Source organism: Magnetospirillum moscoviense, from assembly GCF_001650635.1.
GTDB classification, from domain to species: domain Bacteria; phylum Pseudomonadota; class Alphaproteobacteria; order Rhodospirillales; family Magnetospirillaceae; genus Magnetospirillum; species Magnetospirillum moscoviense.
In genome coordinates this window covers 1-15,305 of record NZ_LWQU01000172.1, presented here as the reverse complement: position 1 = coordinate 15,305, position 15,305 = coordinate 1, and the positions used below count along the sequence as shown (strand labels likewise).

General features: G+C 66.8%; 17 protein-coding genes. 3 read left to right on the top strand and 14 right to left on the bottom strand.

The window, feature by feature from the left end; genetic code table 11:
• A partial coding sequence (locus A6A05_RS16270; protein ID WP_281193475.1) for a DNA-binding domain-containing protein occupies positions 1–717 on the bottom strand: 717 nt, incomplete at its 3' end.
• A gap of 267 nt (positions 718–984) precedes the next feature.
• A complete protein-coding gene (locus A6A05_RS16265; protein ID WP_068503630.1) occupies positions 985–1,563 on the bottom strand; it encodes a hypothetical protein in 579 nt (192 codons plus the stop codon).
• Between A6A05_RS16265 and A6A05_RS16260 the strand changes: the two genes are divergently transcribed.
• Positions 1,562–2,053, top strand: a complete 492-nt coding sequence (locus A6A05_RS16260; protein ID WP_068503628.1) for a methyl-accepting chemotaxis protein — start codon at positions 1,562–1,564, stop codon at positions 2,051–2,053. The genes A6A05_RS16265 and A6A05_RS16260 overlap by 2 nt on opposite strands.
• A 9-nt stretch (positions 2,054–2,062) precedes the next feature.
• On the opposite strand, the gene A6A05_RS16255 is transcribed toward A6A05_RS16260, so the two are convergent.
• Positions 2,063–2,848 carry an RMD1 family protein gene (locus A6A05_RS16255; protein ID WP_068503626.1) on the bottom strand — a complete coding sequence of 262 codons (786 nt, stop codon included), beginning with the start codon at positions 2,846–2,848 and terminating at the stop codon, positions 2,063–2,065.
• Between the two features lie 180 nt (positions 2,849–3,028).
• Here A6A05_RS16255 and A6A05_RS16250 point away from each other — a divergent pair, with 180 nt between their 5' ends.
• The gene (locus A6A05_RS16250) at positions 3,029–4,960 is read left to right on the top strand and encodes a PAS domain-containing sensor histidine kinase (protein WP_068503624.1); all 1,932 of its coding nucleotides are present in this window, start codon (positions 3,029–3,031) and stop codon (positions 4,958–4,960) included.
• Between the two features lie 3 nt (positions 4,961–4,963).
• On the opposite strand, the gene A6A05_RS16245 is transcribed toward A6A05_RS16250, so the two are convergent.
• Positions 4,964–5,926 carry an alpha/beta hydrolase gene (locus A6A05_RS16245; protein WP_068503622.1) on the bottom strand — a complete coding sequence of 321 codons (963 nt, stop codon included), beginning with the start codon at positions 5,924–5,926 and terminating at the stop codon, positions 4,964–4,966.
• A 336-nt stretch (positions 5,927–6,262) separates the two neighbouring features.
• On the opposite strand from A6A05_RS16245, the gene A6A05_RS16240 reads away from it, so the two are divergent.
• Positions 6,263–9,139, top strand: coding sequence for a coiled-coil domain-containing protein (locus tag A6A05_RS16240; RefSeq protein WP_245644327.1), 2,877 nt, complete (start codon positions 6,263–6,265; stop codon positions 9,137–9,139).
• On the opposite strand, the gene A6A05_RS21890 is transcribed toward A6A05_RS16240, so the two are convergent.
• Genes A6A05_RS21890 through A6A05_RS16195 form a run of 10 tightly spaced genes read right to left on the bottom strand, consistent with a single transcriptional unit; the run spans position 9,049 to position 15,215 of the window.
• Positions 9,049–9,702, bottom strand: a complete 654-nt coding sequence (locus A6A05_RS21890) for a hypothetical protein (protein ID WP_245644326.1) — start codon at positions 9,700–9,702, stop codon at positions 9,049–9,051. The two genes, A6A05_RS16240 and A6A05_RS21890, sit on opposite strands and share 91 nt — an antisense overlap.
• 8 nt (positions 9,703–9,710) lie before the next feature.
• The gene (locus A6A05_RS16235; protein ID WP_245644325.1) at positions 9,711–10,784 is read right to left on the bottom strand and encodes a tape measure protein; all 1,074 of its coding nucleotides are present in this window, start codon (positions 10,782–10,784) and stop codon (positions 9,711–9,713) included.
• Positions 10,785–10,838: 54 nt separating this feature from the next.
• Entirely contained in the window at positions 10,839–11,024 is a 186-nt protein-coding gene (locus tag A6A05_RS16230) for a DUF7697 family protein (RefSeq protein WP_068503618.1), read from the bottom strand.
• Positions 11,025–11,050: 26 nt separating this feature from the next.
• The gene (locus A6A05_RS16225) at positions 11,051–11,566 is read right to left on the bottom strand and encodes a hypothetical protein (protein WP_068503616.1); all 516 of its coding nucleotides are present in this window, start codon (positions 11,564–11,566) and stop codon (positions 11,051–11,053) included.
• Between the two features lie 2 nt (positions 11,567–11,568).
• Complete coding sequence (locus A6A05_RS16220; RefSeq protein WP_068503614.1) at positions 11,569–12,528, bottom strand: phage tail tube protein; 960 nt, start codon at positions 12,526–12,528, stop codon at positions 11,569–11,571.
• 22 nt (positions 12,529–12,550) lie between these two features.
• Positions 12,551–12,985 (bottom strand): hypothetical protein, encoded by a 435-nt coding sequence (locus A6A05_RS16215; RefSeq protein WP_068503612.1) that lies wholly within the window; start codon positions 12,983–12,985, stop codon positions 12,551–12,553.
• Positions 12,978–13,610 (bottom strand): DUF6441 family protein, encoded by a 633-nt coding sequence (locus A6A05_RS16210; protein ID WP_068503610.1) that lies wholly within the window; start codon positions 13,608–13,610, stop codon positions 12,978–12,980. The genes A6A05_RS16215 and A6A05_RS16210 overlap by 8 nt, the downstream gene beginning before the upstream one ends.
• Positions 13,607–13,903 (bottom strand): head-tail joining protein, encoded by a 297-nt coding sequence (locus tag A6A05_RS16205; protein ID WP_068503608.1) that lies wholly within the window; start codon positions 13,901–13,903, stop codon positions 13,607–13,609. The genes A6A05_RS16210 and A6A05_RS16205 overlap by 4 nt, the downstream gene beginning before the upstream one ends.
• A 2-nt stretch (positions 13,904–13,905) precedes the next feature.
• Positions 13,906–14,919 (bottom strand): major capsid protein, encoded by a 1,014-nt coding sequence (locus A6A05_RS16200; RefSeq protein WP_068503606.1) that lies wholly within the window; start codon positions 14,917–14,919, stop codon positions 13,906–13,908.
• A gap of 14 nt (positions 14,920–14,933) precedes the next feature.
• The gene (locus A6A05_RS16195) at positions 14,934–15,215 is read right to left on the bottom strand and encodes a head decoration protein (protein ID WP_281193477.1); all 282 of its coding nucleotides are present in this window, start codon (positions 15,213–15,215) and stop codon (positions 14,934–14,936) included.
• Positions 15,216–15,305 lie beyond the last annotated feature (90 nt).

Sequence of the window (15,305 nt, the reverse complement as noted above, 5' to 3'; positions counted from 1 at the left end):
CATCTTCAAAGGACCGAAACCGGAAGTGGACGGTGTCTGCGCCTGGACGCGAGAGGCGCTGGCAATCTGGATTTCCGTGATACCGAATTGCTCGACCACGTCGCCCAGCGCCAGGCGGATCACCTCGCGGTTTTCGGTCTGGGCCACCCGCCAAGCCAGCAGCTTGTTGGAATAAAGGTCCTGGAAGCCGACCATCACCGGGCGGCCGATGGTGCCGTCGGGCCATTCCACCCGGACGTCCCAGATATGGCCGTCGCCGTTGATGGCCTCGACGGCATGGAAGCATGAGCGGTCGCGTTCCTGCGGCGGATACATCCGCTTCAGCGCATCCGGTCCCTCGCGGGTCAGCACCAGCACGGTGGGGTGGATGTCGCGCTCGACCCGGCGGGCGACGCTCTTTTCCGACGGTATGGCCCAACCCTTCTGGCCGGCCAGCAGCGTGAGGTCGCGGCAGCAGGCGGCCAGCGGCCGGGCCGACAGGCGCAGGAAATCGGCCTTGAAAGCCTCCCAGGCGTCGTCGTCGAACTCGGCCGACACCTGGCGGCCGACATATTGGTCGGCCAGGAAGGGCAGCCAGTCGTCGCGGTCCTGGCCGGCGACGCGGCGGTACCAGCCCCAGATGCTCGAGCCGGCGACGCCCTTCTCGGCGGCGATCAGCGCGACGGCGATCTCTTTCCTTTGGAGGTGGTGATCGCGCACATGTTCAATTGCCTCCACCAGAAGGGAGTCCTGAGCCTTGATGAGGCGATGCGTTCGCTCGCAGCAACGAGCGCAGCGCTTCCACCAGAAGCAGGTCCATTGGTGCACGCGGCAATTCGCCATGTTGAACAGGCTTTGGCGGGCATTCAGGAAACTGAGAAAGCGAAGCAGGCAGCCACACCGGAAGCGCTCCGAACGACATTCCGAGTCCTTCCCGGAGGTCTGTCTGAAGGAGCGCCAGAAGGTAGCTGTTAATCGATGTCGTGATGGGGACGGTGGCCATGGCTAGGCCGCCTCCTCTTGATTCAGGCCGGCGACGAACTCCCGCAGGGTGTCGTCGGTCTTGTGATTCCACAGATGATCCAGGAACGCGCTCCGTTCGCGCGGCGTGGCTCGGGTCCATTTGGACAACAGCGCCGCGAAGCCGTCGTCGCCGGCCGGCGCGGCGGCACGGGCGCCGGTGATGATCCGGCGCGCCTCTTCCACGTTCTTGCCCTGGGGCGGCACTGCCAGCAGCAGGTTCAGCGCGGTATGCTGCTGGCCGTTCGACAGCTTGACCAGCTTCAGCAGCTCGGCCTGATTGCGAGACAGGGCGGTGCCCACCAGCCGGGCACGGACGTCGGGCTGAATGCCCTTGGCGATGGCGACGGCGCGGTCGATGGTGCGCGCGGTCCAGCCACACTTCTCGGCGGTGTCCTTTGAAAACGACATCGTGTCGTTTTCATTCCTCTGCCCACCAACACCACCCTGCGCGCCGTGCTTCGTCTCCGGATGCAGGCGCTCATAGATTTCCTTGCGCTGGTGCAAGAACACCGCGCGGTCCAGCGGGTTCAGGTCGTGGCGGATCGGCGCGGTGGTCAGCATGATTTCCGCCATCGCCGCCCAGACCAACCTTTTGGCCTTGAACGCCACCATCGAGGCGGCCAGGGCGGGTGAGGCCGGCAAGGGCTTCGCGGTGGTGGCCGGCGAGGTCAAGAACCTGGCCAGCCAGACCGCCAAGGCGACCGAGGAAATCGCCGAGCAGATCACCCGCATCCAGGCCGAGACCGGCCGCGCGGTCGGGGCCATCCGCCATGTCGGCGAGATCGTCGAGCGGATGAGCGCCATCGCCCAGGTGATCACCGAGGCGGTGTCGCAACAGGCCGGCGCCACCGTCGAGATCGCCCAAGGGGTCGAGCAGGCGGCCGGCGGTACCCGGGCGGTGTCGCGGGGCGTCGAGGTGACCAGCCAGGCCATCGGCCGGGCCGAGCGTTCGTCCGGCGAGGTGCTGGAAACCGCCGTCACCCTGGCGCGCGGGGCGGACGAACTGCGCGCGGCCGTCGATACCTTCCTGGGCCGGCTGCGGGCGGCCTGACGGGACTTTTTAAAAGAATCGGTCCCACAGGCTGATCACGATCTCGAAGACGATCAGGCCGACGATGTACCACTCGACCCTGAGCGAGCGGGTGGTATGGACCAGATCCAGCAAGGTCTCGGCGGTGTTGCCGATCACTTCCAGCTTGTGGTCCAGGGCGCGCGATCTTTCGCGGATTTCGTACTCGCGCTCCAGGCGGCCGAACAGGCCTTCCAGCGACGGCTCGTTCCACAGGGCCTCGGGCTTTTCCAGCACCTCGGCCCGGCCGACCATGCGGTGCTGGGTCATCAGCACGTCGCCGATCTGGGCCAGCAAGTCCTTGACCCGGAAGTTGCGGCTGCCCTTGTTCTTCAGGCGTGCCGCCAACGGCTCGACGCGGTCGAACACCTGGGCAGCCTTGATCTCGAAATGCTCGAGCATCAGATCCTTGGCCAGGACGTCGGCGACGATCTGCATCCGCTCGGGCGTCAGGTCGGCGATGATAATGGTGCCGTCGGGATCGACATGCTCGGAACCATTCTCGACGATGTCGATATGGGCCTGTTCCTGCCCGGGACGTTCCTGCGGGTCGGTGACCAGGCGGCCCAGATCGGCCAGCAGCAGGGCTTCCTCTTCGGCGGCGACGTCGAACAAGACGGCGACGCCATAGCGGAACAACACCATGAAGCCCCGTCGGCCGGCGCGCAGGGTCAGGGGAGTGGTGGCCAGGGCCTGTTTCTGTTCCAGGCCGCGGGTGTCGAGACGCTCGCCCAGCAGGAAGGCGCGAACGATGATGGATCGGGAGGGGGCTGTCATCACTCTATGATTGGCCCGCTTATCATGACGATCAAGTGACAGTCTTGCGACTAAGGCGGGATTGCCGTCAAGTCTGGCCTTGCCTTTATCCATGGCAAGGCCCGATTATGGGAGAATCATCCGGCTTGTGGGGCAGGCGTTGCGATGAATTCTGGATCCCGAAATCCTGCGGGACTGCATGTGGCCGCTTGGTTCAAGGAAGCCGTCGAACTGTTGTTCATGGCGACCCCGATGATGGCTGTCGCCTATCTGGCGGTGTTTCAGGACCCGCCGCTGGTGGCGCGCGATTTCGTGTTCCATGAATTCGCCATCGGCCTGTCGATCGTGCTGTCGGTGTTCGCCGGCTGGGTGGCGTGGCGCTGCTATCAGTCCAGCGGTGAACCGGCGTTGCGTTGGATCACCTTGGCCTTCATCGGCTTTGCCGTGGTCTACGCCCCGCATGGCATTCTGACTCGGCACTCCTCCCAGGATTTGTGGATGTTCATCCTGTTCGGGCCGGCGTCACGGGTGGTGATGTGCGGTTTCCTGCTGGTCGCTCTGACGCGGCTGGGCCAGCCTGCCGATTCCGTGGCGGATCGGACCAAGCCAAGCCGGTGGCTGCCGTGGCTGGGAATGGCCGTGGGCGTCGATCTGTTGGTGTGGGCCTTGGCCAGCACGCCGTTCGCCGGCCAGTACGCCGTGCGCCTGGTCCAGGAAGGGGCGACCATCCTGATGGCGGTGGCCGGTATCGTGCTGATCCGCTGGCGCGGCCAACGCACCGGGATGATGTGGCTTTACCAGCTGGCGTTGGGGGCGTTCGCCACCTCGGCGCTGGCGTTCCTGCTGAGCAAGGCCTGGACCCATTTGTGGTGGCTGGCCCATGCGGTGTTCGCGGCCGGCTTCCTGGCTTTGGCCTATGGCGTGGCCCAGGCGTTCCTGACCACCCGGTCGGTGACGGCGGTCTATAGTCCCGAGCAGATGGCCGCCAAACTGGCGGCGACCGAGGCGGTGGCCGCCGAATCCAAGGCGGCGGAACGGCGCCTGAAGGCCCTGTTGGAAACCAGCCCGATCGGCATCGCGGTGTCGGACCGGGAAGGCAATCTGGTTTTCTGCAATGCCCGTCAGGCCGACATGCTGGGGATGACGCTGGGCGACATGCTGGGCAAGGCCGAGCGCGATCTGTTCGTCGATGCCGGGATCCGTGACCGCGCCGCTGCCCTGGCCCGGCAATCGGGCCTGCCGGTGACCGCCGAGGCGGCCCAGGATCGGCGCGACGGCACCCGCCAGTGGAGCGCGGTGACCTGGACCCCGCTGACCTTCGAGGGGCAGCCGGCCCTGGTGGCCTGGACCGTGGACATCACCGACCGCCGCCGTGCCGCCACCGCGCTGGAGCAGGCCAAGCACGCAGCCGAGGTGGCCAACCGCTCGAAGACGGAATTCCTGGCGGCCATGAGCCATGAATTGCGCACCCCCCTGAACGTCATCAACGGCTTCGCCGAGGTCATGACCACCGAGATCCTGGGGCCGATGGGCAATGCCCGCTATGCTGAATATGCTCGGCATATCCTTGATTCCGGGCAACATCTGGCCAGTCTGATCAACGACGTGCTGGACGTTTCGGCAATCGAGGCCGGCCAATTGCCGCTTCGCGAAACCGAGATCGATCTGGTCGCGGTGATCGAGTCGGTGCGGGTGATGGTCTTCGACCGTGTCCGCGAACGCGATCTGACCTTGTCGGTCGAGGTGGTCCCGAACCTGCCGCATTTGATCTGCGACGAACGGCGGATGAAGCAGATCCTGCTGAACCTTTTGTCCAATGCCGTCAAGTTTACCCCGGCCGGCGGCCGCATCACCGTTACCGCCGGGCTGGACAAGGGCGGCGGCGTGACGATCCGGGTCGCCGACACCGGTATCGGCATCAAGCCCGAGGACCGCGAGAAGGCGATGGCGCCGTTCAGTCAGGTGGATTCGGCGCTGGAACGCCGGTTCGAGGGGTTGGGCCTGGGGCTGTCCATGGCGATCCGGCTGACCGAAATGCATGGCGGCAGCCTGGCGATCGACAGCGAGCCGGGCAAGGGAACCATCATCACCCTGCGTTTCCCCGAGCGCCGCTCGCTCGCGGCGGCCTGCTGACCTTTATTCCGCCGCCACGGCAATCGGCTGGGACCGCACCGCCCGCAGGGCGGCGGCCGCGTCGTCGATGGCCTGGTCGGCGGGCTCCAGCACCGCGCTCATCTGCATGAACGAGTGGGGCACGCCTTCGACCACCTGCAAGCGGTTTTCCACTCCGGCGGCGGTCAGGCGGTCGGCCAGGCGCACACTGTCATCCTTCAAGCAATCCAGGCCTGCGGCGATCAGCACTTGCGGCGGCAGACCCCGAAGGTCGGCATAGAGCGGCGCCGCCAGCGGGTTGGTGCGCTCGGCCAGCTGCGCCACATATTGCGACCAGAACCAGTCGACCCGTTCGGTGGTCAGGCCGAACGCGCCGCCGCCGAAGGTACGATGGGACGGGGTGTCGAGATCGGCCGAGAACATGCCGTAGAACAGCAAGCCCAAAGCCGGCGCCGACCGGCCCTTGTCGCGCCGCGCGATGGTGGCCGCCAGGGCCAGGTTGGCGCCGGCGGAATCGCCACCCACCGCCCACCGGCCGCCATCCAGTCCAAGAAGGGCGGCGCGCTCGCGCAGCCAGTCGATGGCATCTTGCGCCTGGATCAGCTGGCGCGGGAAGCGCGCCTCGGGGGCAAGGTCGTAGGAAACCGCCGCCACCGCCCAGCCCGAGCGCTGCGCCAGCAGCCGGGTCAGGCGGCGATGGGTCTCGACAGAATTAAGCGCGAAGCCGCCGCCGTGAAAATAGAAAAGCACCGGTGCCGCCCCATGGGCTTCGTCGGGGATGTAAAGATCGATTCCGGTGCCGGCCGGAGTGGTGTGGCGGGTGTGGCGACCCCCTTTGGGCATCGGCTCGTTCCAGATCGACTGATAGGCGATCGCTTTGGTCCGGGCCTCGGGCAATGGTTGGCGCAGCGGATCGGCCGGGGCGACACCCCGCCGGATGGCATAGGCGGCAAGTGATTGCAGGTGGGGGTGGTGCGGGTCGGTCATCGCTCGGCATCCGGGTGCGGCTGGAATACATTGGTTATATTTCACACAACAGCGCGAGTCAAGCGTAACCAAAACACCACTAGAAAACCAGATTTGTGCGTAACGCACCCGGTGTTTCCTTGCCCGGATCGGCAGGGCAAACGTTTGATTTTTCCACGGGATGCAGGCATCCTCTCGCAACGTCAAATAAGAGCGCCTGCCGGTGCCAAGCGGCGGGTGGATGTCCAGGGGGAAGGAATGCCGTGCAGGTGCCGATATTGGTGCCGTTGCCGGTCCGTTTCCGCTGGCGTGGGTGGCAAGCGACAGAAACGCGGGGCACGGGCTATGGGTGACACGATGATCGATCGAGGCGAGTCCGAGGCGGCGGAGATCAGTTCCGCCGAAACCGCGGAGCCCGTGAAGGCCCCCCAATTGCCGGTGACCGTGCCGCGTCGGTCCGAAGCACCGCCCCAGGCCTTTAAGCCGTCCAAGGTGCCGGCCATCATCAACGGAATCGCCGGCCTGGCCTCGGTGACCTGGCTGGGTTTTTGCGCCCAATATGTCAATTCCAGCATCGGCTGGGGCAACCTGGTGGCGCTGCAGCCGCAGGAACTTGGCGGCGTTGTCGGTGCGGCCCTGGTGCCTCTGGCCTTCCTGTGGCTGATCCTGGCTTGGCTGGATCGCGGCCGCGCCATCCGCTTGTTGGCCAACGACCTGGCCCTGCATCTGGCCCGCCTGACCTATCCGGCCGACGAATCGGAAAGCCGGGTCAAGATCATCGCCGAATCCTTGAAGGCCCAGGCTCGCGATCTCAACGACGCCACCGCCCGCGCCGCCGGCGAGGCCGATGCCGTGCGCGCCAGCCTGTCCAGCCAGATCGACGCCCTGACCGGCGTGGTCGGTCGGGTCAATGGCGACGCCCGCTCGGCCGTCGATGCCCTGCGCGGCGAGGTCGATCGTCTGACCCATGCCGCAGACGCCGCCACCGCGAGGGCTCGTGAGATCGAGCATCTGTTGCGGCTGCAGACCCAGGACCTGACCACCGTCACCGATTCCGCCGCCGTCAAGGTGCGGGAATTCGGCGAGTTCATGCATGAGCAGGTCCAGGCCATCGACCAATCTTCGCTGCGGGCCACCCAGCGGGCCGAGGTGATGAACGAGCAGGTCCGCAAGAACGCCGAGGCGCTGGATTCGGTGTCGCGCTCGGCGGTCGATCGGGCCGAGCAGGTCGGCGCCCTGTTCGCCACCAAGGCCGGCGAATTGGCCGAGGCGGCCGACCGTTCCGGCAACCGCACCGAGGAAGTGGCGGTCAGCCTTTCGCAACGGGTCGAGGCGCTGGAAAGCCTGTTCACCCGTCAGAACAACGATCTGGAACAGGCGGCCACGCGCCTGGCCGACCAGACCAGCCGCATCAGCGCCTCGCTGACCCAGCAGGCCACCGGCCTCGACCAGATCACCGAACGCGTGCTGTCGCGCATCAAGATCGTCGAGGAAGCGCTGTCGGTTCAATCGCGCGAGGTGTCGGCGGCGTCCGACCAGGCTATGGGCCGCTTCCGCGAGATCGAGGAGACCTTGGGCCGCCACGCCGAGCAATTGCGCTCGACCACCGATGAGGCCTCGGCCCAGATGGGCGCGGTCGGCGAGGTGTTCGCACAGCGCCGCGACGACGTCGATGCCGCCGCCGAACGGGCCAGCGGCCGGATTCGCGAAGTCGGCGAAATGTTCCAGGGTCAGACCCGGGCGCTGTCGGCGGCGTCCGACCAGATGCAGGCCCGCGCCCGCGAGGTGTCGGAAACCCTGCGTCTGCATATCGAGGATTTGGGTAAGGGCGCCGAACGTGCCGCCGGCCAGGCCGAGGCGATCCGCCAGTCGCTCAGGAAGCAGGCCGACGAACTGGCCGACGCCGCCAACGTGGTGTCGACCCAGTCGCGCCTGTCGGAAGCGTCGCTGAACCAGCAATCGCGCCACCTGATCTCGACCTCGGACCAGGTGATGGCCAAGGTCAAGACCATCGCCGACACGCTGCGCCAGAACACCAACGACCTGATCGCCGTTTCGTCGCGCGTCGGCGTCGAGCTGGAAGCGGTCGGCGAGGGCCTGCGTCAGCGGACCTCGGAAGTCGGCGTTGCCGCCACCAAGGCCATGGCCGACACCAATGGCCTGTCCGAGGTGCTGGAAGCCCGCACCGAGCAGATGGCCTCGATTTCGGAAGATGTCGCCGGCAAGATCCGCGTCTCGACCGACGCGCTGCGCCGCCAGACCGAGCAATTGGTGGCCTCGGCCGACCAGGCCCAGGTCAGCGTGGTGTCGGTCGGCGAGAAGCTGAAGGACCAGTCCGACGCCCTGGCCCGCGTCGCCGACGATTCGTCGGAAGTGCTGAAGGCCTTCGGCCAGTCCATCGCCAAGCATGCGGTGGAGGTGGGCGAGGCCAGCCAGCGGGTGTTCCACAACTCGCAGACCGCCGGCGACGCGCTTCGCACCATCGTGCGCGATTTCGAGGAAACCTCGAACAAGACCGCCGCCCAGGTCACCGCCGCCGGCGACATGCTGCGCAGCGGCATCCGCGACCTGACCCAGTCGTCGGAACGCATCACCCAGCAGGTCCGCGCCTCGGGCGAATCGCTGCGCCGCCAGGCCCTGGAGCTGCAGGAAACCAGCGACCGCACCGGCGCCAAGCTGGAAAGCTCGTTCGAGATGATTCGCCAGAAGTCCAACGATCTGGGCGTCACCGGCGATCGCCTGACCCAGCAGGCCGAGGCCTTCTCGGCCACCTTCGGTCGCCAGATCGACGAACTGATCTCGGCCTCGAAGCTGGCCGAGATGCGGGCCGAGCAGATCGAGGAACGCCGCGCTCAGGCCTCGGTCGAGCATTTCCTGCGAAATGCCGCCTTCATCGTCGAGAAGCTGCAATCCCTGTCGGTCGATATCGGCCGCATCTTCTCGACCAATATCGACGAGAAGGCCTGGCGCGAGTTCCATGCCGGCGACCAGTCGGTGTTCGTGCGCAAGATTCTCAAGAATCTCGACAAGCACCAGATCGCCGCCATCAAGAACAAGTTCGAGGATGACGGCGGGTTCCGCGACTATGTCACCCGCTATCTGGCCGAGTTCGAATCGTTGCTGAACCAGGCCCGTCAGTCGGATTACGCCGATGTTTTGACCGGCACCTTTACCTCGTCCGAGGTCGGCAAGCTGTATCTGGTGCTGGCTCGCGCCCTGGGGCGCCTGGAATAGGCTTTTTGCGTCAAACGAAAACGGCCCGGGGCAATCGCTGCCCCGGGCCGTTTTCGTTGGTGGCGGTGAAACGTTCGAGAAAGAACCCATACCAAGGTCTTTGTCATGCCCGGACTTGATCCACTGCCGTAGGTGATGGATGGGAAGGACTTGTTCCCCGCATCCAGCATGACCGACTCGGCATATTGCCGCGAGCGGGCCGCCCGGTACTCATCGAGTTTGGGATCATCCTCGGACAGCTTGTGGCTGCGGGCGAATTTGGCGACATCATTGTCGATGGTGACGTCGCGGACTTTGGTGCGATCACTGCCGCGCACCGCCTCGGCCAGACGCACCTGGGCGTCGATCTCGCGCTCCAGATCGGCGACGGCGCGGACGGTATCGTTATTGGCGCGGGACTTCTGCACCTGCGTATAGGATTGGGCCAGTTCGCCATTGGCATCGGCCAACCCCTTGGAGGCCTGTTCGGCCAGCCAATTGGTCCGCTCCGCCAGGATGGTGTCGGCCACCGAGCCTTTGGCGGCCTCGGCGAGGCGATCATTGGCGGCGACTTCCTGATCCATGGTGCGGATCAGGCCGATTTTCTGCTCCAGCAGCTTGGCGGTATCGATGCGGCGCAGCGCCCGATCAGCAGGCGGCGCAATTCCTCGTTTTCCTCCCTGACCGCTTGCACCACCACACTGTGGGTCCCGGCGGGCAGCGGCTTGTCGAGCGCCTGCTCGCCCCCCAGGGCGGCGATGCGGCGATCCAGATCGGTCAGCCGCGACTTGGCCGTGGATTCCCCCGGCGTCAGCGATTCCAGCGTCGCCGCTCCGGCATTGGCGCCGCCCGACAGAACCTTGCGCAGCCAGGGGGCGTTGGTGAACCCTTGCCAGGCATTGGCCATGCGGGTGAAGGACCGCTCGGCGGTGTCGGCACTTTCCTTGGCGGCTTCGTCAAAACCCCGCAGCGCCTTGATCAGGGTGTCGCGGAAGAAATCCGCCGTGACCTTGCCCTGGGTCACCATCTGGCGGGACCCGCCCGAGGGCAGAGCGGCGGCCCGGTCGAGAGCCTGGAGCAGGCCCGGCATGGGCTCGACGATCTGGTTGAGTTCTTCCGCCCGCAACGTGCCAGACGACAGCCCCTGGGCCAGACCGAACAGCGACTGCTCCAACTGCTCGGACGACGCTCCCAGCGCAATGGCGGTGGACTGAAAGCCCTCCAGCAGGGCACGGCTCTCGCCGGTAGTGATGATCCCGGCCTTCTGCAGCGCAGCCAGCCGAGAATAGGCCCCGACCACCGTCTCCAGGGCGGTGCCGGTCTTCTGGGCCTGGGCGTAGAGATAGCTGGTGGTCTCAGTCAGGGCGGCGGCGCCGACCAAACCCTTGAGGCGGGCCTCCAGGCTCTCCACCTTGATGGTGGACTCCACCATGGCCTTGCCGAAGAAGCCGATGGCCGCTCCCGCCGCCAGCCCGGCCGGACCCAACGCCATCATCACCGAGCCGATGGGGCCAAGCCGGGAAGCAAACCCCGCCATGCCGCCCTGGATATCCTGGCTGGCGGCATTCATCGCCAGCAGCGACTTCGACGCCGGTTGCGCCGCCGTCTCGATCCGGGCCAGCGCCTTCTGGCCGTCGTTACCCAGTTGGATCAGGGTGCGGCGCACGGTTTCGCCGTCTTGCAGCGACAGGCGGATGGAGACAGATTTGGTGGCCCTGGATCAGGTCTCGGTTTGCGTCTTCGCCGCCCCCGTTACCATTCCTCGCTCGGCGAAGGGCAGCAGCCGGGCCAGCTGGGACTGGTCGTAGCCCAGCGCCTCGGCCTGGATCAGCAGGGCCGGAAGATCAAGTCCGGTGATGCCGCCGCGGGGGCCGATGCTGATGGCGCCGATAGCCCCGGTCAGCAATTCCCAGGCTTGCCAGCCTGCTTCGGTCAGGGGGGCGTTGCGGTCGTAGGGGCAGTCGCAGTTTCCGCCGCAGCCTCGGCAGTAGTCAGGCCCGCCGCCGAAGTGCCATTCGGCGCGGGCCTGGAGACGTTTCCCTCGGCGATTACCGCGTCATGGGTTTCGGTGTACTGGACGACGAAGCTCTCGGCCATGCGGGGAAGCTGCATCAGCTCGGCGATGCTCGTATCTGAGACCTCCGCAGGCTCATCGGCCTCACCCAGAACGCCCTTCCACTTGGTGATGGCGGATCGCGCCAGACCTTGGGCGAACAGCATCTGTGACAGCCCGGCCAGGGCATCCTCGTCGGACAGATCCGGCAGGCCGGTGATGTCGGCGCCGGCCGCCTTGAGATCGGCATGCTCGGCGGCGATGGCGCGGGCCATGCGCCAGCCACGCGCCCTGGCAGCCTCATACACCGCCGTGGTCAGGGGGCGGACGAACACCCGGACGTCATGGGGCAGATCGATCCAATACGGCTCCTTCGGCAGGGATAGTCGGATCATGATCAGTACCCCGCCACGTCGTTGACCAGGGTGACCCGCAGCAGATAACCCACCACCGGATCGCGGGCCGCCCGCCAGTCGTAGCTGGCCTGAATTCCGCCGGGGCCTTTGATCTCCTGCTTCTTCTTCGGCAGGAACACGCGGGGCAGATGGAAGCGCAGGGCATAATCGGTGCCGGGGATGGTGAAGCCGTAGAGCATCTCGACCGGGCTTTCCGCGGCGATGGCACTGGTCAGCGTCGCGTCGGTGCCGAAGCGCACCTCGACCGAGCCCTCGGCGGTGGCCTCGGTCTCGTCGACGCCGTCGATCAGGCCATCGGAGCGGATGGTCTCGACCGGCTCGAGGTTGTTGGAGAACGACAGTCGCCCGCCGACCACATTGGCCAGCGGCTGGCCGCCGACCAGAATACTGCCGCTGCCCTGGCTGAAGCGGCGCAGGCCGAGGCTGGCCGGCGCGGCATCGATGGTAGCGGCGGCCTCGGTCTCGCCCTGGGCGATCACCGCGATGGTGGCGTTGGCGGGTCCGGAGCGGGCCATGTCGATGGCGAGGCTGCCAAGCTTGGCGCCGGTATGGCGGAAGAACTTCGGGACAGCCAGGGTCGGGTGGCCGATTTCGAGGGCCAGGCTCGGCAGCGAGCCGCCCGAGGTGAAGGCATGGGTGAAGCCGGTGCCGGCATCGCCGCTGGTGGCGGGGGCGCCGAACAGTCCCTTCAGCCAGAAGCCGATGCCGCGCAGATCGAGCGGCACACCGACATCGCCCTCGTCCTTGACCGCCTCGTAGAACGGGTCCTGGGCCTCACGCCCTTGGCCCAGCAGCGGGTCGTAACCCAGCGGCCGCTCGGCGCCCAGGCTGGTTTCCTTGAAGGACAGCCGGGTGTAGCCGTCGGCCGGGGGCGTCCCATAGGCCGCCTCGAAGGCGGCCAGCAGGATGCAGTCGGCGCCGTAGGCGCGCGTCTTCGACATGGGACCGGTTCCTTTGTCTGGATCAGCCGAGCGGCGAGTCGGCGGTGTATTCGAGGACGACGATGACCTTGGCCCCCTTGAGGCCGGCGGCGCCGTCGATCGCCTCGGTGATGAATTCCGGCGGCTCGGCCATCGCCAGATCCACCGCGCCGCCGAGGGTGGGATCGGCCGCCAATCGGTCGCCGATGGCGGCGAGGATGGCATCGAGTGCTGCGTCGCGGTCTTCCGGGGTGGCGCCCTGCACCACCACCTCGATCTCGGCCCGGCGGCTGTGAATGTAGGTGGGCGGCGACAGCAGCATGTCCGGCTCAGCGCCGCTGCCGTCGAACAGGGTGATCAGCCCGCCCGCCGGGATCTTGGCCGCCAGCGGCTCGTTGCGGCGAACGCTCGCGCCGGGGATCCCGGCAAGCAGGGTGGCCAGTGCCTTCAGGGCGGTCTCGCGGGGAGAATCAGCCATCGTTCTTCCCCAGCGCCGAGACCAAGGTGGTGACCAGCCGCCGCTCGGCCGCCCCCTTGGCCCGGTTGATGTCGAGGCGTTTGCGCAAAGTCACCTGCGGATAGAGCAGGAACATGATGGCGGTGGCGGCATTGCGCCCGGTCTTGGACCTGGCGAAACCGCCGTGCTTGCCGGTTCGCGCCCGCATGTCGTCGGCCACCAGCAGCGACGGGCCACCACGGCGGTAGACGAAGCGGAGCGGAATGCCGAGCCGCTCCGCGACCAGCCGGGGCGTCGGGCGCTTCTTGCCGATGCGGGCCGGGCAACCTGGTCCGGGCACCGCCAGCCAGAAGCCGTCGGCCGAACGGATGGTGGCGCCCTCGTCGAAGGCCCGGATGATATGGGGCGCCTTGCTCCACACCAGCCCGGCGGGGCGCAGGGAATTGCCGGAATCCGGATAGGTCTGCGACCGCCAGCTATTGGCCAGCCGCTGGCCGAGGCCGGCGCCGGTGATCTGGGCGCGCAGGTCCAGCTTCAGCCCGTTGGTGGCATCGCGCATGGCGGAACTGGCGGCCCGTTCGGTCGCCTTCACCTCGTCGGCCAGAACACGGCCGAGATCGCCCCGGATGGCGGCCATTACCCTCATGCCGGCCTCACGGTGATGGTCCACAACTGCCGTTCGGCATCCAGGCGGGGTTCGCCCTGGACCACGAAGGAGTCGCCGTCATGGACGATGACGTCCCCTGCCGCCGGACTGGCGACCTCCTTCCGCCGGATATCGAACACCGCCGTCCCCGTGTGGACGGTGATGTCCGAGAATTCGATGTCGCGGTCGGGCCGTCGCACCAGAGCACGGATGGAACTGCCCTGATACGTCACGGTGACGGCCATGTTCGAGTCGGCGAACAGGTCGTCGAGGGCATCGGCGAAGGCCGTCACGGTCAGTTGCCCGAGAACAGGCGGACGGCCAGACGCGGGCGCTTGTTGACCGGCAGGATGGAGGCCTCGGTCTTGACGTCGATGGCGCTGCCGTCCTGACGGGCCAACTGGCGGGCATACATGGGCACGCCCAGGGTGTTGACCGTCTCGATCAGATTGGCCGGGGCGCCATAGGTGACGAAGGTGTCCATGGTGCCGGCGATGCCCTCGCCGGCCGGGATCAGGGTTTCCGTCTGCCCAGTCGAAAGCGTCACGGTGGCGTTGTATTCCTCGAACACGATGCCGGCGAAGGGGAAGCGGCGGCGCACGTCTTCCCGCAGCGGCTGGGCACCGGCCGACGAGAAGAACTGGTAGGCCGTCTCGACCTTGGCATGGCTGATCAGCTTGTCGAAGAACTCCGGGGACACCAGGGCCAGCACGCTGGTCATGGTCTCGCCCTTGAGTTCGGTCTCGACCTTGCGCAGCACCTCGCGGATCTTGGCCTGGACGTTGGTGGCGGCGGTGCCCAGGGCGAAATCCACTTGCTGGCGGGCGAGGCTGAATTCGCTGAAGTAGTCGTAGAGGGTGGAACCACCGCCGTCGCGGACCACGCCCTTCAGGGCGTTGACCTCCATGAACTCGCGGGTCTGGGCGTGCTTGCTCCGCATGCGGGTCAGCTTGCGCTCCATGACGGTGGACAGCGGATCGGCGGCATCGGCGACGCCGAAACCGCGCACGCCCTGGACGTCTTGGGGCGTGATGGAATCGTCGTGAGGAATCCACGGCACGGTGAACGAGCGCATGCTCCGGGCATCACGATTGGCGACGGTGGCCGGGCCGCCCAGGGGAACGGTGGGCAGCAGGTTGAGGACGCCCTCGGCCTGCTCGATGATGACGCTGCGCTGGGTAACGCCCTCGAAGCGAAACAGCCCCATCTGGCCCAGCCGGGTATAGAGGTTGGGCAGGATATTGATGGCTTGGGTCATTTCGGCTAGCGAGTAGCCGCCCACGTCGAAGGGATTGATAATCTGGGTCATGGGAAAGGCTCCGATCAGACGGTGGCGCGGGCGACAAGGCCCTGTGCGGCAAGCTGGCTCCGCTTGGCGGCGATCTCGGCGGGCAGGTCGACCGAGGCGTCAAACACCAGGGCGGCATCGGCCAGGATGACCGGGCCACGGGCGGCGATCAGGCCGGTGGCGGCGCCGTCGGTGGCGTCGACGGCCTGCAGCAGCACGGCGACAGCGGTTTCCGCGCCTTCGTCACCGACCACCTCGGCGGCAGGCGACAGGCGGTATTCACCGCTGACGGTGATCCGGCCCAGCACGGCGCCCAGGGGATAGGCGATGCCCCATAGGCGTTAACATAGCGCACACACTTGGCGTTTTCGCTTTCTTGGGGTGTCGGCGAGGCGTACAGCGAGGCT

Excerpts from the sequence above, each read along its gene's own strand:
- A6A05_RS16210 (WP_068503610.1), bottom strand. The coding sequence starts at position 13,610 with ATGAGGGTAATGGCCGCCATCCGGGGCGATCTCGGCCGTGTTCTGGCC.
- A6A05_RS16220 (WP_068503614.1), bottom strand. The coding sequence starts at position 12,528 with ATGTCGAAGACGCGCGCCTACGGCGCCGACTGCATCCTGCTGGCCGCC.
- A6A05_RS16215 (WP_068503612.1), bottom strand. The coding sequence starts at position 12,985 with ATGGCTGATTCTCCCCGCGAGACCGCCCTGAAGGCACTGGCCACCCTG.
- A6A05_RS16265 (WP_068503630.1), bottom strand. The coding sequence starts at position 1,563 with ATGCTGACCACCGCGCCGATCCGCCACGACCTGAACCCGCTGGACCGC.
- A6A05_RS16240 (WP_245644327.1), top strand. The coding sequence starts at position 6,263 with ATGATCGATCGAGGCGAGTCCGAGGCGGCGGAGATCAGTTCCGCCGAA.
- A6A05_RS21890 (WP_245644326.1), bottom strand. The coding sequence starts at position 9,702 with ATGGATCAGGAAGTCGCCGCCAATGATCGCCTCGCCGAGGCCGCCAAA.
- A6A05_RS16260 (WP_068503628.1), top strand. The coding sequence starts at position 1,562 with ATGATTTCCGCCATCGCCGCCCAGACCAACCTTTTGGCCTTGAACGCC.
- A6A05_RS16225 (WP_068503616.1), bottom strand. The coding sequence starts at position 11,566 with ATGATCCGACTATCCCTGCCGAAGGAGCCGTATTGGATCGATCTGCCC.
- A6A05_RS16245 (WP_068503622.1), bottom strand. The coding sequence starts at position 5,926 with ATGACCGACCCGCACCACCCCCACCTGCAATCACTTGCCGCCTATGCC.
- A6A05_RS16255 (WP_068503626.1), bottom strand. The coding sequence starts at position 2,848 with ATGACAGCCCCCTCCCGATCCATCATCGTTCGCGCCTTCCTGCTGGGC.
- A6A05_RS16200 (WP_068503606.1), bottom strand. The coding sequence starts at position 14,919 with ATGACCCAGATTATCAATCCCTTCGACGTGGGCGGCTACTCGCTAGCC.